The sequence below is a fragment of the Methylocystis echinoides genome, from assembly GCF_040687965.1.
GTDB classification, from domain to species: domain Bacteria; phylum Pseudomonadota; class Alphaproteobacteria; order Rhizobiales; family Beijerinckiaceae; genus Methylocystis; species Methylocystis echinoides_A.
In genome coordinates this window covers 214,852-239,766 of sequence record NZ_CP156084.1, presented here as the reverse complement: position 1 = coordinate 239,766, position 24,915 = coordinate 214,852, and the positions used below count along the sequence as shown (strand labels likewise).

At 66.5% G+C, this 24,915-nt stretch carries 24 protein-coding genes; 21 read left to right on the top strand and 3 right to left on the bottom strand.

Annotation, left to right across the window (positions count from 1 at the left end; all coding sequences use genetic code 11):
* The first annotated feature begins 56 nt into the window (after positions 1–56).
* The 16 genes from RVU70_RS01205 to RVU70_RS01130 all read left to right on the top strand — a co-directional run bounded on the left by RVU70_RS01205 (position 57) and on the right by RVU70_RS01130 (position 18,134).
* Positions 57–950 (top strand): SDR family oxidoreductase, encoded by an 894-nt coding sequence (locus RVU70_RS01205; protein WP_363351165.1) that lies wholly within the window; start codon positions 57–59, stop codon positions 948–950.
* An 81-nt stretch (positions 951–1,031) separates the two neighbouring features.
* Positions 1,032–1,757: a UMP kinase gene (gene pyrH / locus RVU70_RS01200; protein ID WP_363349283.1), complete on the top strand. Its 726-nt coding sequence runs from the start codon at positions 1,032–1,034 to the stop codon at positions 1,755–1,757.
* A 153-nt stretch (positions 1,758–1,910) separates the two neighbouring features.
* Positions 1,911–2,471, top strand: a complete 561-nt coding sequence (gene frr / locus RVU70_RS01195; RefSeq protein ID WP_363349282.1) for a ribosome recycling factor — start codon at positions 1,911–1,913, stop codon at positions 2,469–2,471.
* 78 nt (positions 2,472–2,549) lie between these two features.
* Positions 2,550–3,326, top strand: coding sequence for an isoprenyl transferase (locus RVU70_RS01190; protein ID WP_363349281.1), 777 nt, complete (start codon positions 2,550–2,552; stop codon positions 3,324–3,326).
* Between the two features lie 14 nt (positions 3,327–3,340).
* The gene (locus RVU70_RS01185) at positions 3,341–4,189 is read left to right on the top strand and encodes a CDP-archaeol synthase (protein ID WP_363349280.1); all 849 of its coding nucleotides are present in this window, start codon (positions 3,341–3,343) and stop codon (positions 4,187–4,189) included.
* A gap of 7 nt (positions 4,190–4,196) precedes the next feature.
* Positions 4,197–5,429: a 1-deoxy-D-xylulose-5-phosphate reductoisomerase gene (dxr, locus tag RVU70_RS01180; protein WP_363349279.1), complete on the top strand. Its 1,233-nt coding sequence runs from the start codon at positions 4,197–4,199 to the stop codon at positions 5,427–5,429.
* Between the two features lie 55 nt (positions 5,430–5,484).
* On the top strand, positions 5,485–6,624 hold the full coding sequence (locus RVU70_RS01175; protein WP_363351163.1) for an RIP metalloprotease: 1,140 nt from the start codon (positions 5,485–5,487) through the stop codon (positions 6,622–6,624).
* Positions 6,625–6,910: 286 nt separating this feature from the next.
* Positions 6,911–9,406: an outer membrane protein assembly factor BamA gene (gene bamA / locus RVU70_RS01170; RefSeq protein ID WP_363349278.1), complete on the top strand. Its 2,496-nt coding sequence runs from the start codon at positions 6,911–6,913 to the stop codon at positions 9,404–9,406.
* A 72-nt stretch (positions 9,407–9,478) separates the two neighbouring features.
* The gene (gene lpxD / locus RVU70_RS01165) at positions 9,479–10,537 is read left to right on the top strand and encodes a UDP-3-O-(3-hydroxymyristoyl)glucosamine N-acyltransferase (protein ID WP_363349277.1); all 1,059 of its coding nucleotides are present in this window, start codon (positions 9,479–9,481) and stop codon (positions 10,535–10,537) included.
* A 51-nt stretch (positions 10,538–10,588) separates the two neighbouring features.
* Positions 10,589–11,053, top strand: a complete 465-nt coding sequence (gene fabZ, locus RVU70_RS01160; RefSeq protein ID WP_363349276.1) for a 3-hydroxyacyl-ACP dehydratase FabZ — start codon at positions 10,589–10,591, stop codon at positions 11,051–11,053.
* Between the two features lie 11 nt (positions 11,054–11,064).
* Positions 11,065–11,868, top strand: coding sequence for an acyl-ACP--UDP-N-acetylglucosamine O-acyltransferase (gene lpxA, locus RVU70_RS01155; protein WP_363349275.1), 804 nt, complete (start codon positions 11,065–11,067; stop codon positions 11,866–11,868).
* Positions 11,865–12,992, top strand: coding sequence for a lipid-A-disaccharide synthase (gene lpxB, locus RVU70_RS01150; protein ID WP_363349274.1), 1,128 nt, complete (start codon positions 11,865–11,867; stop codon positions 12,990–12,992). The genes lpxA and lpxB overlap by 4 nt, the downstream gene beginning before the upstream one ends.
* A gap of 293 nt (positions 12,993–13,285) precedes the next feature.
* Positions 13,286–14,614, top strand: a complete 1,329-nt coding sequence (locus RVU70_RS01145) for an amino acid permease (protein ID WP_405044871.1) — start codon at positions 13,286–13,288, stop codon at positions 14,612–14,614.
* A 15-nt stretch (positions 14,615–14,629) separates the two neighbouring features.
* Positions 14,630–16,051: a deoxyribodipyrimidine photo-lyase gene (locus tag RVU70_RS01140; protein ID WP_363349272.1), complete on the top strand. Its 1,422-nt coding sequence runs from the start codon at positions 14,630–14,632 to the stop codon at positions 16,049–16,051.
* 114 nt (positions 16,052–16,165) lie between these two features.
* Entirely contained in the window at positions 16,166–17,164 is a 999-nt protein-coding gene (gene cobT / locus RVU70_RS01135; protein WP_405044832.1) for a nicotinate-nucleotide--dimethylbenzimidazole phosphoribosyltransferase, read from the top strand.
* A gap of 52 nt (positions 17,165–17,216) precedes the next feature.
* A complete protein-coding gene (locus RVU70_RS01130; RefSeq protein ID WP_363349270.1) occupies positions 17,217–18,134 on the top strand; it encodes a LysM peptidoglycan-binding domain-containing protein in 918 nt (305 codons plus the stop codon).
* 32 nt (positions 18,135–18,166) lie between these two features.
* On the opposite strand, the gene RVU70_RS01125 is transcribed toward RVU70_RS01130, so the two are convergent.
* Both RVU70_RS01125 and pqqA read right to left on the bottom strand, forming a co-directional pair.
* Positions 18,167–19,192: a cytochrome c peroxidase gene (locus tag RVU70_RS01125; RefSeq protein WP_363349269.1), complete on the bottom strand. Its 1,026-nt coding sequence runs from the start codon at positions 19,190–19,192 to the stop codon at positions 18,167–18,169.
* 144 nt (positions 19,193–19,336) lie between these two features.
* Positions 19,337–19,414 carry a pyrroloquinoline quinone precursor peptide PqqA gene (pqqA, locus tag RVU70_RS01120; protein WP_154420341.1) on the bottom strand — a complete coding sequence of 26 codons (78 nt, stop codon included), beginning with the start codon at positions 19,412–19,414 and terminating at the stop codon, positions 19,337–19,339.
* A gap of 400 nt (positions 19,415–19,814) precedes the next feature.
* Here pqqA and RVU70_RS01115 point away from each other — a divergent pair, with 400 nt between their 5' ends.
* From RVU70_RS01115 to RVU70_RS01095, 5 genes are all read left to right on the top strand, one after another.
* Positions 19,815–20,918 carry a formylmethanofuran dehydrogenase gene (locus RVU70_RS01115; RefSeq protein WP_363349268.1) on the top strand — a complete coding sequence of 368 codons (1,104 nt, stop codon included), beginning with the start codon at positions 19,815–19,817 and terminating at the stop codon, positions 20,916–20,918.
* Positions 20,912–22,546: a formylmethanofuran dehydrogenase subunit A gene (locus RVU70_RS01110; protein WP_363349267.1), complete on the top strand. Its 1,635-nt coding sequence runs from the start codon at positions 20,912–20,914 to the stop codon at positions 22,544–22,546. The genes RVU70_RS01115 and RVU70_RS01110 overlap by 7 nt, the downstream gene beginning before the upstream one ends.
* Complete coding sequence (gene fhcD / locus RVU70_RS01105) at positions 22,534–23,442, top strand: formylmethanofuran--tetrahydromethanopterin N-formyltransferase (RefSeq protein WP_363349266.1); 909 nt, start codon at positions 22,534–22,536, stop codon at positions 23,440–23,442. Before RVU70_RS01110 ends, fhcD begins: the two co-directional genes overlap by 13 nt.
* Entirely contained in the window at positions 23,439–24,248 is an 810-nt protein-coding gene (locus tag RVU70_RS01100; RefSeq protein WP_363349265.1) for a formylmethanofuran dehydrogenase subunit C, read from the top strand. Before fhcD ends, RVU70_RS01100 begins: the two co-directional genes overlap by 4 nt.
* Before the next feature lie 67 nt (positions 24,249–24,315).
* Entirely contained in the window at positions 24,316–24,531 is a 216-nt protein-coding gene (locus tag RVU70_RS01095; RefSeq protein ID WP_363349264.1) for a hypothetical protein, read from the top strand.
* 6 nt (positions 24,532–24,537) lie between these two features.
* On the opposite strand, the gene RVU70_RS01090 is transcribed toward RVU70_RS01095, so the two are convergent.
* Positions 24,538–24,855, bottom strand: a complete 318-nt coding sequence (locus RVU70_RS01090; protein WP_363349263.1) for a DUF1330 domain-containing protein — start codon at positions 24,853–24,855, stop codon at positions 24,538–24,540.
* Positions 24,856–24,915 lie beyond the last annotated feature (60 nt).

Sequence of the window (24,915 nt, the reverse complement as noted above, 5' to 3'; positions counted from 1 at the left end):
CCATCCGGGAGAATGTGTCGGTCAACGGCATCGAGAGCGAGCCGGTCGCGCCGGGCATGACGCAGGGAGATGGTCTGCGCGATCCGCGCGAGCTTTATCCCAAGCCGCCCTTCGACAAGCAGCCGCAGCCCTGGCCGGGCCTTGCCTGCAAGATGCGTCCGCGCCCCGATCACGGCGAGATGAGCTATCGCGGCTCGGACCGGCTCGCCGGCCGCCGGGCGTTGATCACCGGCGGCGATTCGGGGATCGGGCGCGCCGCGGCGATCGCCTTCGCCCGCGAGGGAGCGGACGTCGCCATTAATTACCTGCCCGAGGAGGAGGAGGACGCGCGCGAGGTCGTCGAGCTCATAAATGACGCCGGCTGCAAGGCGGCGGCGCTTCCCGGCGACATACGCGACGAGACCTTCTGCAAGCGGCTGGTCGAGGACGCCGTGGCCGAGTTCGGCGGGCTCGACCTTCTCGTCAACAACGCCGCGCGCCAGCATGTGCATGAGTCCATCCTCGAAATCACCACGGAAGACCTCGACTGGACCTTCCGCACCAATCTCTACGCGCTGTTCTGGATCACCAAGGCCGCGATCCCGCACATGCCGCCCGGCTCGACCATCATCAACACGACCTCGATCACCGCCTACCAGCCCTCGCAGCATCTGCTCGATTATGCGGTGACCAAGGCCGGCATCCTGAATTTCACCTGGGGTCTCGCCAAGCAGCTCGCCTCGAAGGGCATTCGCGTCAACGCCGTCGCGCCCGGCCCGTTCTGGACGCCGCTGCAGCCGTCGGGCGGACAGACGCAGGAGCATCTGACCGAATTCGGCGGCGACACGCCGCTCGGGCGCCCCGGCCAGCCGGCGGAAATCGCGCCGCTTTACGTGCTGCTGGCGTCGGCGGAATCGAGTTACGCAACCGGCCAGGTCTTCGGCGCGACGGGCGGCGAGACCGGACCGTGAGCGCTGCTCACGCACTTGCGAAGGCGGCGCTCGGTTCGTATGTAAAGCGCGCCCCGCCCGAGCAAGACAGCGAGATCCGCCATGCCCGACTACGCTTCGAAGCGATACAAACGCGTGGTCGTGAAGCTTTCGGGGGAGGCGCTTCAGGGCTCCTCTCCCCATGGGCTGGACGCCGTTACGCTGGAACAGATCGCCAGGGATCTCGCCACCGCCTCGGAGAACGGGCACGAGATCGCGGTCGTCGTCGGGGGCGGCAATTTCTTCCGTGGAATCAAAGGCGCGGAAACCGGAATCGAGCGCGCGCGCGCCGATTCGATCGGCATGCTCGCGACGGTCATGAACGGTCTTGCGCTGGAACAGGCCGTGGAAGGGCAGGGGCGTCCGGCGCGTTGCCTCTCGGCGGTGCCCATGCCCTCGTTGTGCGAATCGTTCTCGCGCCGCGCCGCGCTGCACCATCTCGCCAAGGGCCGGGTCGTGATCGCGGCGGGCGGCACCGGCAATCCCTTCTTCACGACCGACACGGGCGCCGTGCTGCGCGCGGCGGAGCTTTCCGCCGATGCGGTGCTGAAGGCGACCCAGGTCGACGGGGTCTATACGGCCGATCCCAAACGCGACCCTTCAGCGCGACGTTACGATCGCTTGACCCACGACGAGGCCATCGCGCAAAATCTCGCGGTGATGGACACGGCGGCTTTCGCGCTGGCGCGGGACAACCGGATTCCGATCATTGTTTTTTCCATTGGGGAGCCCGGGGCTATCGCCTCGGTTCTATCCGGGGGTGGGCGATCCACCCTCGTCGCGCCATAGGGCCAGGACGCTTTCCACGCGCGTCGGTTCTAAAAACATGCCATAAGGGGCCCTTGCTTCGCGCATCCCGGCCTCCCGCGGGCTCGGGTCGCAAAAAAGACCGCCCCCGTGCGCGTTGCGTCGCCGGGAGCGTAAGACAGGTTTGGGGAGATCATGACGGATAAATTCCACCTCGCGGATTTGAAGCGCCGCATGCAGGGCGCCATCGCGACGCTGAAACACGAATTCGGCGGCCTGCGCACGGGTCGCGCCTCGGCGAGCCTGCTCGACCCGGTCCATGTCGACGCTTACGGCCAGGTTTCTCCCCTCAACCAGGTCGCCACCGTCAGCGTCCCGGAGCCGCGCATGATCTCGGTGCAGGTGTGGGACAAGGCGCTGGTCATCGCCGTCGACAAGGCGATTCGCGAGGCCAATTTGGGTCTGCAGCCGACCGTCGAGGGCCAGATATTGCGTATCCGCATGCCGGAGCTCAACGAGCAGCGCCGCAAGGAACTGGTCAAGGTCGCCCATAAATACGCCGAGGAGGCCCGCGTCGCCGTGCGTCACGTGCGTCGCGACGGTCTCGATATCCTCAAGAAGCTCCTGAAGGATCACGCCATCCCGGAGGATGACGAGAAGCGGCACGAGACCGAAGTGCAGAAGGCGACGGACGAGGCGGTGAAGGAGATCGACGCCGCGCTGGCGACGAAGGAAAAGGAAATCATGCAGGTCTGAGCGGCGGCTCGGACTTGGGACCATTGGGGTCAAGCCTGGGTCTCTGTTAGGATTTCTCCGACGAACTGGAACGTGAGGATGGCGGAAGGCGAGATTCTCGACATGGCGGCGACGTCTCTCGGCGTTCCGGCGGCGCCGCGGCATGTCGCGCTGATCATGGACGGGAACGGCCGCTGGGCCGCCGCCCGCGGCCTGCCGCGCTTCGAGGGCCATCGACGCGGGGTCGAGGCGCTGCGGCGGGCGGTGCGCGCCGCGATCGATCTCGAGATTTCCTACCTGACCGTCTATTCCTTTTCGGCCGAAAACTGGTCGCGGCCGCGCGAGGAGGTGCAGAGCCTGCTCGGCCTGCTGCATCGCTTCATCCGCAACGATCTGGCGGAACTGCACGCAAACAACGTGCGCGTGCGGGTCATTGGCGCGCGCGACGATCTCGCGCCCGAGATCGCCGACCTCCTGAAGGAGGCCGAGCAGGTCACCGAGGCCAACACCGGCTTGACGCTCGTCGTCGCCTTTAACTATGGCGCGCGTCAGGAGATCGCCGCTGCGGCGCGCGCGCTCGCACAGATGGTGGCGGAGGGGCGTCTGTCGCCGCAGGAGATCGACGCCGACGCGATTTCCGCGCAGCTCGACACAGCCGACATCCCCGACCCCGACGTCATCATCCGCACCTCCGGCGAGCAGCGTCTGTCCAATTTCCTGCTCTGGCAGGCGGCTTACGCCGAATTCGTATTTCTGCCGATCCTCTGGCCGGACTTCGACCGCGCGGCCATGGTCGCGGCGCTCGAGGAATATGCGCATCGCGAGAGACGCTTCGGGCGGGTCGAGGCCCCGCGCAGCGCCAAGACCGCGTCATGAGGAGGCAAGCTTAAGTGAGCGCCACGCCGAAGAGCGCGGGCGCTGGGAGCGGCGGCTTCGCTGATCTCGGCCCGCGCGTCCTGTCCGCCGTCGTGATGGTCGGGGCGGCGCTGCTGACGCTCTACCTGGGTGGAGACGTCTTCGCCCTCTTTTGGATTCTGGCGGGATTTGCGATCAACTGGGAATGGCAAGGCCTTGTCGGCGGCGATCGGCGGCGGTGGCGCGTCGCGGCGGGCGGCGCGGCGGTGGCGGCCGCCGCAGCCCTGGGGCAGACGGGCCTCGTCGGCGTCGCGGCCCTGACCATCGCCGTTCTTGCCGCCGTGGCGGCGAGTCTGGCGGGACCGGAGCGGCGGCTCTGGGCAGCCGCGGGCGTCGCCTACGCCAGCGCCCCGATCTTCTCGGTCTGCTGGTTGAGGCAATCGCCCGACCATGGGATCCTCGCCATCGCCTTCCTCTTCGCCATTGTGTGGGGCACGGACATCTTTGCCTATTTCGGCGGCAGGTTGATCGGCGGGCCGAAGCTCTGGCCGCGCGTCTCCGCCGGGAAGACCTGGTCCGGCACGATTACGGGCGTTCTCAGCGGGGCGGCCTTAGGGCTCGCGACCGCCTATTTCGGCGGCGGCCCGGCGCTTGCAGGCGCAAAGACCTTTTTGGTCGCGCTGCTGGCGGCGGCCGTGTCGCAAATGGGGGACTTGTTCGAGTCTTCGGTCAAGCGCCGCTTCGGCGTGAAGGATTCGAGCCGGATCATTCCCGGCCATGGCGGCGTGATGGACCGTCTGGACGGCTTCATTTTCGCCTGCGTCCTGGCCGCGGCGATCGGCGTGGCGGGCGGCAATCCCAACCACAATCTGTTTTTCTGGTGACGAGAGCATGGGTTTGAACAAGGCAAAGGCGAACGGGCGCGCGCGGCCCCCGCGCCGCATCGTTCTTCTCGGCGCGACTGGATCGATCGGCCGGTCCACTGTGGATCTTCTGGAGCGCGATCCCGATCGCTTTTCGGTCTCCGCGGTGGCGGGCGGACGCGATGCGGCGGCGCTTGCGGACGTGGCGCGCCGCACCAAAGCGGAATTCGCGGCGATCCGCGACGAAAGCGCATATGTGGCGCTCAAGGAGGCGCTGTCCGGCACGAATATTCAGGTCGCCGCGGGTCGCGACGCCGTGATCGAGGCGGCCGTCCGTGACGCCGATCTGGTAGTTTCCGCCATTGTCGGCGCGGCGGGCGTGGAGCCGACCCATGCGGCGATTTCGCTGGGGCGGGCGGTGGCGCTCGCAAACAAGGAATGTCTGGTTTGCGCGGGCGCCCCCTTCATGCGCACGGCGCGCCGCATGGGGGCGCATCTGCTGCCCGTGGACAGCGAGCATAATGCGATTTTCCAGGCCCTCGGCGGCGAGGACCCCGCCCGCATCGAGCGCATGATCGTCACGGCCTCCGGCGGCCCGTTCAGGACCTGGAGCAAGGAGCGCATCGCCGCCGCGACCGTCGACGAGGCGCTCAATCACCCCAATTGGGCGATGGGCCCCAAGGTGACGGTCGATTCGGCCGGGCTGATGAATAAAGGCCTGGAGCTCATTGAAGCGCATCATCTTTTTGGCGTGTCGGCCGAAAAGCTCGAAGTCGTGGTGCATCCGCAGTCGATCGTGCATGGCCTCGTCACCTTCTCCGACGGCTCCGTCACCGCCGGTCTGGCCCCGCCGGACATGCGCGTGCCGATCGCCCATTGCCTGGCTTTTCCCGAACGGCTGACGACGCCGGCGCGGCGGCTCGATTTCGCGCAGATCGGCTCGCTGACCTTCGAGGCCCCGGATTTCGAGCGCTTCCCGGCCTTGAAGCTGGCCCTCGACGCCCTGGGTCAGGGCGGGGGCCTCGCCACAGTCTTGAACGCGGCCAACGAAATCGCCGTCGCGGCGTTCCTCGATCGGCGCATCCCCTTCTCCGGCATCGCCAAACATGTGGCGGAGGCTTGTGAGGCGGCGCTTCGTGACGGCTATGCGCAGGAGCCGGCAAGCGTGGAAGAAGCGCTCGGCGTTGACCATATTGTCAGAGAAAGATCGCGGCGGGCCTTGGCCGTTGACACGCCATCGGGCATGTTAACCCTTCAGTAACCACGCTGCGGCCCGCGGCGTGAAGCGTTGGAGGCGACGAGTGCTAGACATGCTGATGACTTTTGCAACCTACGTCATCCCCTTCGTCTTTGTTCTGAGCATCGTCGTTTTCATCCACGAATTCGGCCATTTCATCGTCGGCCGCTGGTGCGGCGTGCAGGTCGACGCCTTCTCGATCGGCTTTGGGCCGGAGCTTTTCGCACGCGTCGACCGGCGCGGCACGCGCTGGCGCGTCGCCGCCATTCCCCTCGGCGGCTACGTCAAATTCCATGGCGACGCCAATGCCGCGAGCGGTCCCGACGCTGAGTCGGTCGAGGCCATGCCGGCGGCTGAGCGCGCAGTGACGTTCGCCGCGCAGCCTGTCTGGAAGCGTTCGGCGATCGTTTTCGCCGGGCCCTTCGCAAACTTCATTCTGGCGATCGTGATTTTCACCGGCATGTTCTCGATTTACGGCCGGATCACGCTCGCCCCCCGCGTCGGCTCGCTGGTGGCGGGCGGCGCCGGTGAGAGCGCTGGCTTCCAGACGGGCGATCTCGTGCTGTCGATCGACGGCGTCGCGATTCCGACCTTCGCGAAGATGCAGGAAATCGTTGCGAGCTCCGCCGAGACGAAGCTGGTTTTCGTCGTGCGCCGGGGCGAGCGGGACGTGACGATCGAGGCCACGCCCGCGCTGAAGGACGTCGAGAGCGCGGCCGGGAAGGTTCGAATCGGCATGCTCGGCCTCAAGGCGTCGACCTCGCCGGCGGACATGCACGAGGAGCGCTACGGGCCGGTGGCGTCGGTCGGGGCGGCCGTGGACGAGACCTGGCAGATCGTCCGCCGCACGGGCGTTTACATCGGCGGCTTGATGACCGGGCGGGAGCGCGCGGATCAGCTTTCCGGCCCGATCGGCATTGCGCAGATTTCGGGCCATATGGCCCAGGCTGCGCCGAAGGTCGGGTTGGGGCCCTTCCTCAACCTGATCGCTATCCTGTCCGTCTCCATCGGCCTGTTGAACCTGTTGCCGGTCCCGCTGCTCGATGGCGGCCATCTGCTGTTTTTCGGCATCGAGGCGATTCGCGGCCGCGCGCTCAACGATCGCGCTCAGGAAGTGGCTTTCCGACTGGGCCTCGCCATGGTCGGCACGCTGATGATCTTCTCGACGTATAACGACATCGCGCGCTTGATCCAGCGCCTGGCCGGCGGCTCCTCCTAAGCCAGCGCCGTTGTCGGCCATTTTCGGCGAAACCGTGGCCGCCGCCACGGTTTTGTCGTTTTTCGCCGGAGGCGTCGCCGGCGATTAACGATCTGCTGACCATGAATCGTGGCTTTGCGGCCACGCCTTCGACAAATTGCTCGAACAGATTTTATTCTGCGTTTGCAGGGTAGGTTAAACCCTGTAGAAGGTTCAACTGGACCGATATGGCGTCTTTCGCCATGTACATATCATTGTAAACATGCCGCGCTCCGGGCGGTGACGTTGCGACGAGGACCTGCTTTACATGCAATCCATCTGCGGCATCTGGAAATCTTCGTCATTGCTGGCCGCCCTGCTGGCGGCGCTGGTGGTGTTGTCAACGCCAGCCGCCGCGGCGATCATCGTTCAGGGCAATACGCGCGCCGACGCGGAAACCATCCGGTCCTATTTTACCGGGTCGAGCCCGCAAGAGGTGGAGAAGGGACTGGAGGCGCTGCGCGACAGCGGGCGGTTTGCGACGGTCTCGGCGTCCCGCAAGGGCAATGACGTGATCATCCGCGTCACCGAAGGCAATCAGATCAATCGCGTCGTCATCGAGGGCAACAGCAAGGTCAAGACCGAGAATCTGCAGCCCGAATTGCGCACCCGCGCCCATGGCGCCTTCAGCCAGCAAGTGGCCGAGGCCGACGTCGCCCGCCTCACCGAGATTTATCGTCGCGCCGGCCGCGCGGCGGCGAAGGTCTCCTATCGCACCGTCGAGCTGCCGAACGGCCGCATCGACGTCGTCTTCGCCGTTGCGGAAGGCGACAAGACCGGCGTCAAGGAAATCCGCTTCGTCGGCAACAACGTCTATTCGAATCGCCGCTTGGTCGGGCTCATGGAGACGACGGAGATGAATCTCCTGTCGTTCCTCAAGACCAGCGACGTTTACGATCCCGACCGCATCGCCTCCGACCTCGAACTCGTGCGCCGCTTCTATCTCAAGAACGGCTACGCGGATTTTCGCGTCGTGAGTTCCGACGCCCAGTTCGATCCCGCCTTGGGCGGCTACATCATCACCATCGTCGTGGAGGAAGGGCCGCAATACCATGTCGCTTCCGTCGACGTGGAATCGCATCTTCCCGACATCAACGGCGCGGCGCTGAGCGATCTGCTGCGCATCTCGCCCGGCGACGTCTATAACGGCGACGCGGTCGAGAAGACGGTCGAGTCGCTCACGCGTGAGGCGGCCAGGAAGGGCTACGCCTTCACTCAGGCGCGTCCGCGCGGCGAGCGCAATCCCGCCGCCCAGACGGTCTCGATCCACTTCGTTCTCGACGAAGGGCCGCGCGTCTACATCGAGCGCATCAACATTCGCGGCAACACCCGCACGCGCGACTATGTGATCCGGCGCGAGTTCGACATCGGCGAGGGCGACGCCTACAATCGCGTCCTCATCGATCGCGCCGAGCGTCGCCTGAACGGCCTCGGCTTCTTCAAGAAGGTGAAGATCACCAATGAGCCGGGATCCTCGCCCGACCGCGTGATCCTCAATGTGGATGTCGAAGATCAGCCCACCGGCAACTTCGGCGTCTCCGGCGGCTATTCGACCAACCAGGGCTTCATCGCGGAAGTCTCGGTCTCGGAAAGCAACTTCATGGGCCGCGGCCAGGCTGTCCGTCTGTCGGTGCAGGCCGGCCAGATCGCGCGCGGCGTGAATTTCAGCTTCACGGAGCCCTATTTCCTCGATCAGCGCATCTCCGCCGGCTTCGACGTCTTCGCCCGTCGCCAGGACGCCTACAGCTACTCGATCTACTCGTCGACCTCGGTCGGCGGCACGATCCGCTTCGGCGTTCCGGTGACCGACGAACTCAGTTTCTCGCCGCGCTACTCGCTGTATCAAACGACGATCTCGATCCCCAACACGAACAACAAGCCGTACAATGACTGTACCGTTCCGACGGCGGTCACGCCCGGCCCCTCGCCCTTCTTCCCCTATGACCAGGGCTACCCGAACCTGCAGTACAACTGCTTGTCGAACGGCGAAGCTTCGCTCGCGATCAAGGAGTCGCAGGGCACGATCACGACCTCGTCGATCGGCTATTCGCTGAACTACGCCACAATCGACAACTTCATGAACCCGCACAATGGCTGGATGGTCAATTTCAGCCAGGACGCGGCGGGTCTCGGCGGCTACTCGCGCTACCTGCGCACGACGGGCGACGTCCGCTACTTCCACGAGGTCCCCTATCTGGATGACGTGGTCGGCATCGCGCGCCTGCAGGGCGGCAATCTGACGCCCTTTGGCGGCTATACGCCGCGCATTCAGGACAACTTCAACCTCGGCCCGAGCCTGGTGCGCGGCTTCGCGCCGGGCGGCATCGGTCCGCGCGACTCCAATCTGTTCACGACGTGGAACGCCCGTAACGGCAACTCGCTCGGCGGCACCGACTATGTCGGCGGCTCGCTCGAAGTTCAGTTCCCGCTCTGGGGCGTGCCGAAAGATCTCGGTTTGAGAGGCGCGCTGTTCGCCGACGCCGGCAGCCTTTGGAACTTCCAGGGCCGCACCAATTACGCCAACAATCTGCCGACCATCCCGGGCGTGACCTGTCTCGCCGCCTATACGCCAGAGGCGGGCTATGGCCAGGGCACCTGCGTGGTGCCGGCGTCCAACGGCTTCCGCCTCCGCTCGTCGGTCGGCGCATCGATCCTGTGGAACTCGCCTATGGGACCGATTCGCTTCGACTATGCGGTCGTCACGTCGAAGGCGGCGACCGACATCACACAGAACTTCCGCTTCTCCGGCGGCGCCAACTTCTGATAGTGCATTGGCTCGCCGGGCGATCCTCGCCCGGCGAGCCTTTTTGCGTCCGGAGTCCGGCGAGCGACCGAAATGAGCGTTGCAGCCTTTTTTCATCTGTCCCGGCCCTTCTCTGTCGCGGAAATCGCCGAGGCGACCGGCGCGACAATCAAAGAGGCCGGCAGGGACGCGGCCCCGCCGGTGATCACCGGCGTCGCCCCGCTCGCCGCCGGCCATCAGGGCGACATCTGCTTCTTCTTCTCGCCGCGCTATCGCGAGGCGCTCGCCTCATGCCGGGCGACGGCCTGTTTTCTGAAGCCCCGGCACGCGCATCTGCTGCCCGAGCGCATCATTGGCCTGCTCGTCGACGATCCCCAGCGGGCCATGACGGTCGCCGCTTCACGCCTGTTTCCGGAGGCGCTGCGGCCGGGATCGCTGTTTCGGGGCAATGGCGTGTCGCCGAGCGCGATCGTGCATCCCGAAGCGCGGCTCGAGCCGGGCGTCACGGTCGACCCCTGTGCGGTGATCGGACCGGGCGCTGAAATCGGGGCCGGCACGATCGTCGGCCCGCAAGCGGTCATCGGGCCGGACGTTAGGATCGGGCGCGACTGCTCGATCGGCGCGCAGGCCAGCGTCATCTGTTCGCTCATCGGCGATCGGGTGATCATTCACCCCGGCGCGCGGCTGGGACAGGACGGCTTCGGCTTCGCGCGCGGCGACAAGGGCTGGCTCAAGACGCCGCAGCTCGGCCGGGTCATCGTGCAGGACGACGTCGAGATCGGCGCCAACGCCGCCATCGACCGCGGCGCCACGCGCGACACCATCATCGGCGAGGGCACGAAGATCGATAATCTCGTGCAGATCGGTCACAATGTCGTCATCGGCCGGTTCTGCGCGATCGTCGCTCAGACCGGCGTCGCCGGCTCCTGCGAAATCGGCGACTATGTGGCGCTCGGCGGACAGGCGGCGATCGGCGGCCATCTCAAGATCGGCGAGGGGGCCGCCATCGCGGCGAAATCCGGGGTCATGCGCGACGTGCCGGCGGGCGCGCGCTATGGCGGAGCGCCCGCGCGGCCGCTGCGGCGCTATTTGCGCGGCGAGACGCTCATCGACAGGATGGCGCAGCGCGACAAGCCCGACGAGGCGATATAAAAGACCCCGCGGGGCGCGGCAGACGCCCAGATCAACGAGGGGGGGACGACCATGTCAAAGACTGAAGCCGGCGCGACGCTGGAGAGCGCGGACATTCTGGAGATCATGCGCCTCCTGCCGCATCGCTATCCATTTCTGCTCGTCGACCGCATCGTCGACATCCGCGGAGACGAGGCCGGGGTCGGGATCAAAAACGTCACGATCAACGAGCCCCAGTTCATGGGCCATTTCCCCGAGCGCCCGGTGATGCCGGGCGTGTTGCTGGTCGAGGCCATGGCGCAGACGGCGGGCGTCATCGTCATGCGCGCGCAAGGCCAAACCGAGCGGCCCAAGCTCGTTTACTTCATGACCATCGACGGCGCGAAATTCCGCAAGCCGGTGACGCCCGGCGACCGCGTCGAATTCCACATGACCAAGACCGCGCAGAAGCGGAATATCTGGTGGTATCAGGGCCGGGCGCTGGTCGACGGCGCGCTCGTCTGCGAGGCGCAGATCAGCGCGATGATGGGCGTCTGACTAGCGCCTCGATGACGGCCGCAATCCATCGCAGCGCGATTGTGGAATCGGGGGCGCGCCTCGGCGAGGGCGTCGTGGTCGGACCGTTCTGCCACATCGGCGCCGCTGTCGAGATTGGGCCCGGGAGCCTGTTGCATGCGCATGTGGTCGTCGCGGGACTCACGGCCATTGGGTCCGGCGCGCGCATTTTCCCTTTCGTGTCTGTTGGAACGCCGTCGCAGGATCTCAAAGCCGCTCTTGCGGAGGGTCGGGTCGCCATTGGCGCCGATTGCGTCATTCGCGAGGGCGTCACGATCAATTCAGGCGGCGGCGCCGGCACGCAAATTGGCGCCGGTTGCGCCTTGCTGGCCCATTCGCATGTCGCGCATGACTGTCGCCTTGGCGACGGCGTGGTGCTCGCCAATCAAGCGCTGCTCGGCGGCCATGTCGAGATCGGCGATCACGCCTCGATCGGCGGCGGCGCGGCGATTCACCAGAATGTGCGCATCGGCGCCCACGCCTTTGTCGGCGGCCTCGCCGGCGTCGAAGGCGACGTTATTCCTTTTGGCCTCGCGAGCGGCGATCGCGCGCATCTGTTCGGCCTCAATCTCATTGGCCTGCGGCGGCGCGGTTTTTCCGCCCAACGCATCTCGCGGCTGAAAGAAGCGTATCGCCGGCTTTTCGGAAAAGAAGACGCGCGGCCGCTGCGCGAGAGGCTCGACGGCGTGGCCGCCGCCCATGCGGGGGACGCCGACGTCTTGCACCTTATCGATTTCCTCCGCGCCCCCACGCAACGCCCGCTCTGTGCGCCGCGCGCGCGGACAGGGGGCCGGTGACCCGCATCTTCGTCATCGCGGGCGAGGCGTCGGGCGACGCGCTCGGCGCCGCGCTCATACGCGCCTTGCGCAAGCATTGTCCGCCCCTTCGCGTCGAGGGCGTCGGCGGCGCGGCCATGGCCGAGCAGGGGCTCGCCTCGCTCTTTCCGATTTCCGACATTGCCGTGATGGGATTGACGCCGGTTCTGGCGCGCCTGCCGAAACTCGTCGCCCGCATCGCTCAGACGGCATGCGCAGTGGTCGCGGCGAGGCCGGATTGCCTTGTAATTATCGACTCGCCGGACTTTACGCATCGGGTGGCGCGCAAGGTGCGGCGGGCGCTGCCCGATCTGCCCATTGTCAATTATGTGAGCCCGACCGTCTGGGCGTGGCGTCCTGGTCGCGCCAAGGCGATGCGCGCCTATGTCGATTGCGTGCTGGCGCTGCTTCCGTTCGAGCCCGAGGCCCATGCGCGGCTCGGCGGCCCGCGCTGCCTTTATGTCGGCCATCCGCTCGTCGAGCGCCTCGACGAGCTCGAGCCTGCGCAGAGCCGGCGGCCTTCGCTCCTCGTGCTCCCTGGCTCGCGACGCGCGGAAATCGCCCGCATGACGCCTCTTTACGGCGAGGCGCTGGAGCTGCTGATGCGCGGGCGAGACGACCTCGACGTCGCCATTCCAGTCGCGCCGGACATGGATGCGCCCTTGCGAGAGGCCTTGCGCAGCTGGCCGCTGGCCCCGCGGCTCATTAGCCAGAGCGAGAAATTCGCAGCCTTCCGGCAGGCGCGCGCGGCGCTGGTCACGTCCGGCGCGGCGACGCTGGAGCTGGCGCTGGCCGGCGCGCCGATGGCGGTGGCCTATCGCGTCTCGGGCCTCGAATCGCCGTTGCGCTTTCTCGTGACGGCGCCTTCGATCGTGCTGCCGAACCTCATCATCGGCGATAAGGTGATTCCCGAGTTCATCCAGGAGGCGGCGACCCCTCGGGCGCTCGCCGACGCCTTGGCGCCGCTCCTCGACGACACGCCAGCGCGCGCCGCGCAGCTCGCCGCCTTTGGCCGGGTGCGGGCGCGGCTGCTCGAGGCCGGCCCCCATCCGAGCGCGCGCGCGGCGGCCATCGTCCTCGATTATGCGGCGCGCGGGCGGGACTGAGGCGGGCTCCGCCAAGGAGCGCGCGCTCGGCCTTTTCCGCTTGTATCTTTTTGCCCCGCACTCATAATCCCCGGGAACTGAAGGCCTCGTCCTGACGCCGCGAGCGACGCTTGCGCACAAGGGACGAGACTGCCTATGGGCGGCTCCCGCCGCTCGCGCGAAAGGGAGCTGCATTGAGCGTCGTGGCGACAAAGAGACTCTATCTCACCCGGAAATCCTTGCATGCGATCATCGCGGCGCATGAGGCTGAAGGCGAGGGCGGCCTGAAACGCGCGCTCGGCTGGGCGTCGCTGATGTCGCTTGGCATCGGCGGCATCATCGGCGCCGGCATTTTCGTTCTCACCGGCACGGCCGCCGCCAATTACGCCGGCCCGGGCGTGATGGTCTCCTTCATCCTCTCGGGAGCCGCCTGCGCCTTCGTCGCGCTGTGCTACGCCGAACTCGCCGCGCTCATTCCGGTTGCGGGCAGCACCTACACCTACACTTACATTACGCTCGGCGAAATCTTCGCCTGGATCATCGGCTGGAACCTCATTCTCGAATACGCCGCGGGCGCCGCCACGGTCGCTGTCGGCTGGGGCGGCTATTTCAATCGCGTTTTGCACGGCTTCAACATCCACGTGCCCGACGCCTTCACGACCCCCACTTTCGCGCCGCTCGCGAGCGATCCGTCGGCGCATGGTTTCTTCAACGTCCCGGCGGCGGGCGTCATCCTCCTGCTGACGGCGCTGCTCGTGCGCGGCACGTCGGAATCGAGCCTCTTCAACAACGTCATCGTCGCCATCAAGGTCACCGTGGTGCTGATGGTGATTTTCTTCGGCGCCGGGCATGTCGACGCCGCCAATTGGTCGCCGCTCATTCCCGAGAACGCCGGCGAATTCGGCGTCTACGGCTGGAGCGGCGTCGCGCGCGGGGCCTCGGTTGTGTTCTTTGCCTATGTCGGCTTCGATTCTGTTTCGACCGCCGCGCAGGAGGCCCATACGCCGCAGCGCGACATTCCCATCGGCATTATCGGCTCGCTCATCATCTGCACGATTCTCTATGTCGCGGTCGCGGCCGTGGCGACGGGCGTCGTTAATTACAAAGAGCTCGGCGTGCCGGATCCGATGGCCCTGGTCATGGACCGCACCGGCATTTCATGGCTCGCCTGGGTCGTGAAATTCGGCGCGCTCGCCGGCCTCACCACCGCCATTCTTGTGCTGCTCTACGGGCAGACGCGCATTTTCTTCACAATGGCGCATGATGGGTTGCTGCCGGCGGTCTTCGGCCGGCTGCACGCGCGCTACCGCACGCCTGCGGTCAGCCAAATTCTCGTCGGCGTCGTGGTGGCGCTCGCCTCGGGCCTGTTCCCGATCGACATTCTCGGCGAGATGGTCAGCATCGGCACGCTGGCGGCCTTTGCGCTCGTTTGCCTGGCCGTGATGAATCTGCGCACCATGCATCCCGAGCTGCACCGGCCGTTCCGAGCGCCGGGCATTCCGGTGATGCCGATGCTCGGCATTTTGTCCTGCCTCGCGCTGATGGTGGCGCTGCCGCTCGACACCTGGCTGCGGCTCCTTATCTGGACCGCTTTGGGTCTCGCGATCTACATGGTCTACGGGGTCAAGCACGCGAGACGCTAAGCGCGAGGAGGCGCAATGGCCGCGCCGCTCATCCTCTGGTTTCGAAACGACCTGCGCCTCGACGACAACCCGGCGCTGGACGCCGCCGCCCGCAGCGGCGCGCCGGTCGTCGCTCTTTATGTTCTCGACGACGAGAGCGCCGGGCGCTGGCGCATGGGCGCCGCGAGCCGCTGGTGGCTGCATCATTCGCTCGCGGCGCTCGCCGCCGATCTCGGGCGGCTCGGCGTGTCGCTGATCTTGCGGCGCGGGCGCGCCGAATTCGTGCTCGAAGGGCTGATCGAGGAGACAGGCGCGGGCGCGGTTTACTGGAACCGGCTCTATGAGCCCTGGGCGATGCGGCGCGACAGCGAGATCAAGGCGTCGCTGCGCGCGCTTGGGCTCACGGTTGAGAGCTTCAATGGCGCGCTGTTGTTCGAGCCGGCGCATATGCGCAACAAACAGGGCGAGACGTTCAAGGTTTTCTCCCCCTTCTGGCGCGCCTGCCTCGCGAGCGGCGGACCGCCGCCGCCGCTGCCGGCGCCCAAAAAGCTCGCCGCCGCGCGGGCGCCCGAAAGCGACGCGCTCGACGACTGGCGTCTGCCGCCGACAAAGCCCGATTGGGCGCAGGGACTGCGCGAGACCTGGCGCGTCGGGGAAAAGGCCGCGCGGGCGCGACTTTCCGAATTCGCGAAGGACCGCTTGCGCGATTACAAGACGGCGCGCGACTTCATGGGCGAAGAGGGGACCTCCCGGCTGTCGCCACATCTTCATTTCGGCGAGGTTTCGCCGCGCCGCGTCTGGGCGGAGGCGACCAGCCAGGCCGGCGAAGCCGGCCTTCCGTTCTTGCGCGAACTCGGTTGGCGCGAATTCTGCCATCACCTGCTCGTCGCCTTCCCCGAAATGCCCGATCGCGGGCTCGACAAGCGTTTCGACGCCTTCTCATGGCGAGACGATCCCGCGGCGCTCGCGGCGTGGCGCAAGGGCGTGACCGGCTATCCGCTCGTCGACGCGGGCATGCGCCAGCTCTGGCTCACGGGCTACATGCACAATCGCGCGCGCATGGTGGCGGCGAGCTTTCTCATCAAGCATCTGCTCATTCCATGGCAGATCGGCGAGCGCTGGTTCTGGGATACGCTGGTCGACGCCGATCTCGCCAACAACAGCGGCGGCTGGCAATGGGTCGCGGGCTGCGGCGCCGACGCCGCGCCGTATTTCCGGGTGTTCAACCCGGTGCTGCAGGGCGAGAAATTCGACCCCTATGGCGACTATGTGCGCCGTTATGTGCCAGAGCTCGCCGGACTCGACGCGCGCTGGATTCACCGGCCCTGGGAGGCGCCTGCGGATGTGCTGGGCCAAGCCGGCGTGCGGCTCGGCGAGAGCTATCCGCGTCCGATCGTCGACCATGCAGAGGCGCGCGCGCGGGCGCTGGCGGCGTTCGAGGACGTGCGGCTCAATTGAGACTTTGGGCCCAACGCCCTGCTTGCATTGCCGCGCCCGGGATGAGAAACCCGCCGGCGTAGCTTGCCCATTGGACCCATGCCCTCAGAGATCAGACCTTTCGAAGAAATCCGCATGCTGTTCGCCGCTCTGCCGGGGCCGAGCGCCGACAGCGTCGCGGCCGTGCGGGCGCGCGACGGCGAGCTCACCAAGCCGCCGGGATCGCTCGGCCGGCTCGAGGAAATCGTCGAATGGCTGGCGGCTTGGCAAGGGGCCCCGCAGCCGGCGGTCGAGCGGCCGCTGGTCGCGGTTTACGCGGGAAATCACGGGGTCGTCGCGCAGGGCGTTTCGGCCTTTCCGGCGAGCGTCACCGCGCAGATGGTCGAAAATTTCAGGAGCGGCGGCGCCGCGATCAATCAAATCTGCAAGGCCCATGGCGTCGGGCTGAAGGTGTACGAACTCGCGCTCGAGCGCCCGACGCAGGATTTCACCCAGGCGCCGGCCATGGACGAGCGGGAAGCCGCCGCGACCTTCGCCTATGGCTTCGAGGCGATCGAGGGCGGAATCGACCTGCTCGCCCCGGGCGAGATGGGCATCGGCAATACGACGAGCGCCGCCGCGATCTACGCCGCGCTCTACGGCGGCCCCGCGTCGCGCTGGATGGGGCGGGGGACCGGCGTGGACGACGCCGGGCTCTCGCGCAAGAACGCCGCGATCGAGGCGGCGCTGGCGCTGCATGGGCCGCATCTTTCCGATCCGCTCGAGATCATGCGGCGGCTCGGGGGCCGCGAAATCGCCGCCATGATGGGCGCCATTACGGCGGCGCGGCTCAATCGCGTGCCGGTCGTGCTCGACGGCTATGTCGTCTGCGCGGCGGCGGCGCTGCTTCACGCCATGACGCCGGACGCCATCGCGCATTGCGTCGCCGGCCACGTGTCGGCGGAGGGCGCGCATCGGGAGGCGCTGGAGCGGCTCGGCAAGAAGCCGCTGCTCGATCTCGGGATGCGGCTCGGAGAGGGGTCAGGCGCCGGCCTCGCGATCGGGCTCATCAAGACCGCTCTCGCCTGCCATCGCGACATGGCGACTTTCGCGAGCGCCGGGGTAAGCGGGAAAGAAACTCAGCCCGCACCATGAATTGTCATATCGAGACGGTAAGGTTGGCTCAGTCGAAGGGAAGCGCCGCCGCATGAATCCTGCACTTTTGTCCGCCAATCTTTCCCTGGCGTTCCTGCCCGTCGCGTTCCTTGCGCTGCTCGCGCACCTCAGCCATCTCGCGGCGCCGAACCGGCTGATCCATCTCTTCGACGCCGCCATCGCGGCCGGACTGGTTTACCTCTTCGGCTCGCGCGCTCTTGGCTGGGCCTTCATGCCCCGCGAGGCGCTGCTGGGCCTTTACGCCCTTATTTTCGTCGCGGTCGCCGCGGTGTCCATCCAGCGTAAGATGCGAGGCGCCAACGCAGGCTTCGCCTCGGGATCAATGCTGACGCAGAGCGCGGCGATGGCCTATGTGTTCGGCCCGTTCGATTACTGGAAGCCCATCGTCTCGGGCCTTCTCGTCATCTATTTCGGGCTGGAGCTGCTTCGCTGGCTGGCCGGGACCGAGCAGGCGGTCGAACAGCGCGAGGAAACAGACCACCGTCCGCCCCTGTTCCCGCCCAAACGCGTGCGCGGCCGACGTGAAATCGCCCTTGCCGGCGTCGCGGCGGCCTTCGTCTATCTGTTCGTCACCGGAATGGGAAGGACGCCGCCCTCGCTCGCGTCGCAGGAATCCGCCGACGCTCAAAATACCGCATCCGCGCCGGCGGAAAGCGGCGCGGCCCCGTCCGATGAAACGGCGACGTCGAACGACGCACGAGGCGGCGCCGAGGCCAACGCCAATATGGGCGAGCGGGGGTCCGTGAACGCTTCGGATCCGGCTGCCGCAGCGCCCCAACAGTCGGCCGGGAAGAACCTCTACACGGCGGCCGCCGGCGATACGCTCAAATCCGTTGCAAAGAAGCTTTATGGAAAGCCGGAGAAATGGCGCGCCCTCGCCGCCGCCAATCCCGGCCTCAAGCCTGCGACGAAGCTCAAGGCGGGGCAGGCGATCTCCGTGCCAAAGTAAATTTTGGCGAAGGCCGCGCTTAGACGGGCCTCTTACCTCGCGTCGGGGAAGGGCTCCGGCGCGGCGTAATTTGCCGGGGCCGCGCCCGTCAGAGCTCCGAGGAACGCGACGATGTCCGCGGTCTCCTGCCGGGACAAAGTCTTGCCGAGCTGGGTTTTGCCCATGATTTCGACGGCCTTCGGCAGGTCCTCGACCGAGCCGTCGTGGAAATAGGGCGCGGTCTTCGCTACGTTGCGCAGGCTCGGGACTTTGAAGACGTAGAGGTCGACGTCGTTCTTGGTCACGTCGGCGCGGCCCTTGTCCGGCGTCTTCGCGCCCGTCTCTTTCCAGTAATCCTCAACTACGCCGAATTTCTGGAAGGAATTGCCGCCGACGCCCACGCCGTTGTGACAGGCGGCGCAGCCCGTGTCGATGAACAGGCGCAGGCCGGCGAGCTGTTGCGGGGTCAACGCCTTCACGTCGCCGGAGAGGAAGGCGTCGAATTTCGACGGCGTCAGCAGCGTCCGTTCGAACGCCCCGACGGCGACGCCCCAGTTCCTTGAATTGACCGGGTCCTTGTCGCCCGGGAAGGCTTTGGCGAAGGCCTCGGGATAGGCGGGAATCGCCTTCAGCTTGCCCATGGCCGTGGCCTGGTCCGGATTGCCGAAGCTCGCGGGGCCGAGCAGCGACTTTTCCGCCTGGTCCTCGAGCGATTCGCGATCGCCCCGCCAATGTTGCTTGACGTTGAGCGCGGCGTTGAAAATCGACGGCGCGTTGCGCGGGTTCTCCTTGCCGAAAACGCCGATCGCCTTCGGCAGGCCGTCGCTCGCCTGCCTGTCGGGCAGATGGCAATGCGCGCAGTTTACGTTGCCGTCCATCGAAACCCTGTTCTCGAAGAACAGTCGGCGGCCGAGCTCGACTCGCGCGGCGTCGACCGAGTCCTTGGCGACGGGGACAGCGGGAAGCGGCTGAAAGACTGCCTTCGCCTCGTCGAGGAGTTTCTTTGGATCAAGGGCGCCGGCGGCGGCGGGCGCCGCAAAGCCGGCCACCAGAAGCAGGGAAAGGATGGGCTGTCGCATATCAACCCCGCGGTGGCCCGCGGCCTCTGAAACCAGGCAAAAAAAATCGAGCCAAGTAGAGACGCCGGCGTGCCGCCGCGCTGTTCCTACCGGCTCGATTTTTTGTGAGCAGACCGCCGAAAAGGCGGCGACTCGCGTGAAATCTTAGATTTCGGCCGACGAGTAGGCGGTGACTTCCATGCCCACGCAAACTTCGACGATCACAGGGGTGGTCCAGGCCATTGTATTTCCTCCGTTTGGAACTCAGTCGGCTGCTTCCTGCTCTTGGATGTCCTCGGCTTCTCGGGCCGGGCGACGGGGGCAGGTTCGAGCTCGGCGAGAGGCTTATCACGTTCATCTCGGCGGCGCAATTGGCCTAGCCTGCGCACCTGTTCATAAGAAACGCGGGCGCGCGGCGGCGCGGGTGCGGCGCCTTACGTCTCGACATGGGGCGTGACGGCTGCTAGGCATAATCGGCCTTTGGAAGGGGCGGCGGCGCAAGCGGCCCGGCCCGAAGCGCGTCAAACAAAAAAGCCTTTGAGTTTTCCTCCGGCCGCCGGCATAGCGAGGGCGACTTGGGCCCGCGTGGCGACCCGCCCGCGGCATTTTCAACGACCGCCCAGCGGCACGAGGCAGGAAGCGGATGAGCAAGGCGACGCTCGACGGCAAAGCGATTGCGCTCGAAGACGCCTATAAACAGGTGGCGCGGATTCTGAGCGACGCGACATTTCCTCTTGTCGGGGGCCTGGGGGCCGACGTTCCGGGCGCCCGCGCGGCGATTCTTCTCGCCGAGCGGCTGCGCGGCGCCTTCGATCATCTCGCCTCGCGCGATTCCCTCGCCGATCTCGACGTCAAGCGCTCCTTCGGCATGTTCACGACGACAGCCAACGAGGCCCGCGTGCGCGCCGACGTCGTGGTGCTTCTCGGCCCCGGCCTGACAAAGGAATGGCCCGGCATGCTGGAGCGCCTCGCGCTCGATCAGGCCCCGCGCCACGGCTCGCAGGCCGGCCAGCCGCGCAAGGTGATCTGGCTCGGGCCGGACGCCGGCGAGACGGACGCCGTTCCCGGCGCCAAAATCATTCCCGCCAGCCTTCAGGAAATCTCCGGCGTCCTCGCCGTATGGCGCGCGCGCGTCGGCGGCCGTCCCGTGGCGCTCGACGCGGCCAAGCTCGAACGCGTCGACGGTCTTGCGGAGACGCTGAGGAGCGCGCGCTTCGGCTGCTTCGTCTGGGCGGCGTCGACCGGGCTCGACGCGCTCGCGATCGAGATGATGCAGGCGCTCGTGACCGACTTGAACGTCACCACCCGCTTCACCGGCGTCCATATCGGGGCCCGCGCCGGCGCCGCGGGCGTGACCCAGGCGTCGGGCTGGATGACGGGCTTTCCGCCGCGCACCGGCTTCGGCCGCGGCTATCCGGAGCACGATCCATGGCGCTTCGAGGCCGCGCGTCTCGTCGACAGCGGCGAAGCGGACGCGGCCTTGTGGATTTCCGCCTTTGACGGCGAGGCGCCGCCGTGGTCGCGCGCCGACATTCCGCTTGTTACGCTCGCACCGGCGGGCGCCGCGCCCGCGCGCGGGCTTTACATTGAGGTTGGCCGGCCCGGCGTCACCCATGACGCCGTGCTCATGGCCCAGGAGACCGGCGGCCTGACGCTGCGCGCGGCGACGGCGCCGTCGGACGCGCCGACGGTTGCGCAAGTCATCGACGCCATCATGGCGAATGTTTCGGAGGTCGCGCCTTGCTGACAGTTTTGCGTGGCGGCCATGTCGTCGATCCGGCGACGGGCAAGGACGGCGTCGGCGACGTCTGGTTCGAAGACGGCCGCATCGTCGCGCCGCCGGCGGGCCGCAAGGCCGATCGGGAAATCGACTGCACGGGCCATGTCGTCATGGCCGGAGCCATCGACATCCATTCGCACATTGCCGGCGGCAATGTGAACACGGCGCGCCTGCTGCTCCCCGAGCTGCACCGCGCGATCCGCGCGCGTCTTTCCGGCACGCCGCTCTCGACGGCCAAATGGTCGACCTATGAGACCGGGCGGCTCTATGCGCAGATGGGCTTCACCACCGTCGTCGAGCCGGCGATGGCGCCGCATCATTCGCTGCAGACGCACTTCGAACTCAACGACGTGCCGATCATCGACAAGGGCGCATTGACGGTTCTCGGCAACGACGACTTCCTGCTGCGCCAGTTGCGCGCCGGCGAGTCGGAGACCGCGATCAACGATTATGTCGCGCAAACCGTGAGCGGCACGAAGTCGCTCGGTTTGAAGTGCATCAATCCGGGCGGCTGCGAAGCCTTCAAGGAGAACATGCGCGCCTTCGGTCTGGACGACGAGGTGCCCTTCTACGGCCTTACCTCGCGCAAGATTTTCCAGTCGCTGCAGAAGGCGACGCAGGCGGTGGGCATCCATCACCCGCTGCATCTGCACATGAACAATCTCGGCATCGCCGGCAATATTCAGACGGCGCTCGACACGATCGACGCGTCGCAGGGCCTGCCGCTGCATCTCGCCCATGTGCAGTTCTACGCTTACGGCACGGAAGGGAAGAACGCCTTTTCTTCCGCCGCAGCCGCCTTCGCCGAGAAGATCAACGCCAATCCGAATATCACGGTCGACGTCGGCCAGGTGATGTTCTCGCAGACCGTGACGATCTCGTCGGATGTGCTGAAGCAGTTCAACAGCATGCCGGGCGGCAGCCCCAAGAAGGGCGCGATCTTCGACGGCGACGCCAATGGCGGCGGCATCGTGCCTTACGCCTACAAGATTTCGAACTACTACAACGCCGTCCAATGGGCGGCGGGGCTGGAGCTGTTTCTGCTCATCAAGAATCCCGAGCAGGTCTTCTTCACCACCGACCATCCGAACGGCGGCCCCTTCACCGCCTATCCGGAACTTTTTGCGCTGTTGATGAGCGCGGATCTGCGCGAACAGGTCATGTCGCGCCTGCCGGCCGAGGTGCTGGAGCACACGACGCTGCCGTCGCTCAAGCGCGAATATTCCTATTACGAAATCGCGCAGATGAGCCGCTCGGGCGCGGCGAAGCTCTTCGGCTTCACCGATCGCGGCGCGCTCGCGCCGGGGGCCATCGCCGACGTCGCAGTCTATAAAGAGAGCCGCGACAAGGCGGGCATGTTCCGCCGCGCGGCTTATGTCTTCAAGGACGGCGACCTTGTCGTGCGCGACGGCGAGGTTTCGCATTACCGTCGCGGCAAGACGCTGCACATCAGCCCGCGTTTCGACACGTCCATCAACAAGCGGCTCGACAGCTATTACGAGGAGCTCTACGGCCTGCCGCGCGGCGTCTTCGACGTGCCGGACGCCGCTCTGCCGCACAAGGACGCCTTTGCGGAGGTCGCATGCAAGGTATAGTTCGCAACGGCGTTCGGATCGACGATAGTTTCGCCGAAGCCTTTCCCATGGCCGCGACGGGACTCATCGTCACGGCGCCGACTCGCAAATGGGCCAATCAGGCGGCGGCGACGGCGACGGGCTACGCCACCTCGGTCATCGGCTGCGACTGCGAAGCGGGAGTTGACGCCGAGCTTTCCGAAGACGAGACGCCCGACGGCCGCCCCGGCGTCCGCCTGCTGTTCTTCGCCTTTTCGGCGAAGGGCGCGGAGAAGGCCCTCGTCAATCGCGTCGGCCAGTGCATTCTCACCTGTCCCGGCACGGCCCTTTATTCGGCGTTCGACGGCGATCTGAAAATCAAGGTCGGCGACTCGATGCGTCAGTTCGGCGACAAATGGCAGACGTCGAAGGCGATCGACGGGCGCCGCTTCTGGCGCGTGCCGGTGATGGACGGCGAATTTTTCGTCGAGGGCCAGGTCGGCGTGCTGAAGAAATGCGTCGGCGGCGGAAATCTGCTGGTGATGGGCGCGGACTGGGAATCGACCATGCGCGCCACCGAGGCGGGGGTGAACGCTATCCATGCCGTCCCGGACGCGATCATGCCCTTCCCGGGCGGCATCGTGCGTTCGGGCTCCAAGGTCGGCTCGCAATACAAGGGCATGAGCGCCTCGACCAATGACGCCTACTGCCCGACGCTGAAGGGCGTGACCAAGACCGCGCTCGAGCCCGACATCGGCTGCACGCTGGAAATCGTCATCGACGGCTTGACGGACGACGCCGTGCGTCAGGCCATGCGCGCCGGCCTCAAGGCGATCATCGATCTCGGTCCCGAAAAGGGCGCGAAGCGCGTCGGCGCCGGCAATTACGGCGGCAAGCTCGGACCGTTCCACTATCACCTGAAGGATTTGCTGCCGTGAAGCCCTTCACCTTCACGCTTCGCCAGGAGCCGCCGCAGCGCGTCGACCTCTCGGCGCTCACGCCCGATCGCCTCGCCGGCAAATCCCTTGCCGAGATCGAGAAGATCGAGATCGGAACGACCCGCGCCTCCGCCAAGGTCGGCGATCTGTTCAAGCTCGCCGAGGGCGACCTCAAGAGCGTCCGCTACGACGGCGGCTCCGCGCGCTTCGACCGCGTCGGCGCCAAGCTGCTGCCCGGCTTCTCGATCCATGTCGACGGCGACGTGGGTTTGGAGCTCGGCCGCCTCGCCAAGGGCGGCGTCATTACCGTGACGGGCGGCGCCGGAGCCTATGCCGCCTCCGGCAATGAAGGGGCCCATATCGAGATCAAAGGCGACGCGGGCGAGATGCTGGCGGGTCCGCTCGCCGGCGAACTCGCCGGCATGTCGGGCGGGCGGGTCGTCGTGCGCGGCAAGGTCGGCGCGCGGGCGGGCGATCGGCTGCGGCGCGGCATTCTGATCATTGAAGGCGACGCCGGCGACGATCTGGGCGCGCGCTTCATCGCGGGCACGATCATCGCGCTGGGTCAGACCTCGGGCCGGGTCGGCTATCTCAACAAGCGTGGCTCGATCATTCTCGCCAAGCGCCCCGAGCTTTTGCCGACTTATGTTGATTGCGGCGCGCATGTCTTTACATTTGCAGGGCTTTTCGCGCGCGCGCTGAAGGCGGACAGCGCCGGCGCGGCGGCGTTGCTTTCGCAAAAGCTGCATCGTTATGGCGGCGATACGGCGGTCTTTGGCAAGGGCGAGATATTGACCCCCGCCTGACCGGCATTACCCTTGCTTAATGTCAAACGCCGCCGTCAGGGCGGCGTTCACGCAAGGGGTGTTGCCGATGAATTTCGTCCAACTCATCCTGACGGTCTGCGCGATTTCCCAGCCGACGTCCTGCGACGAGCGCAAGCTGACGCTCGAATCCGCCACCGGATCGACGCGCAACTGCGTCATGCAAGCTATGCCCTACATCGCGCAATGGTCAGGCGAGCATCCCAATGTGACGGTCACGCGCTGGCGCTGCGTCACGCCGGGCGCCGAGGGCGACAAGATTTAACGGCCTTTACACTTTCGGGTCCGGGTCCTTCGTATTGTCGCGCCCTTCTTGCAAAATCATGCGGCCGCTCGATGAGGCGCGCCGAAAGGCGGCGGCGCTCTGGTAGTCCGCGTCGTTGTACCAGGCCAGCGCGGTCGCTCGGTTGGGGAATTCGAGGATGACCATACGCTCGGCGAAGGCGGTCCCCTCGACCGTCGTCACGTCGTCGCCGCGGGTGAGAAATTTGCCGCCATAGCGGGCGACGGTCGCCGGGGTAAGCGCCGTGTATTTGCGGTAGGTCTCGGGATCGTGGATTGTCATCGTGCAGATGAAATAGGCGGGCATCCGCGTTTCCTGGCTAGGGGCGCGAACAGTCGAACGACCCAAGGACTGCTATAGACGAGA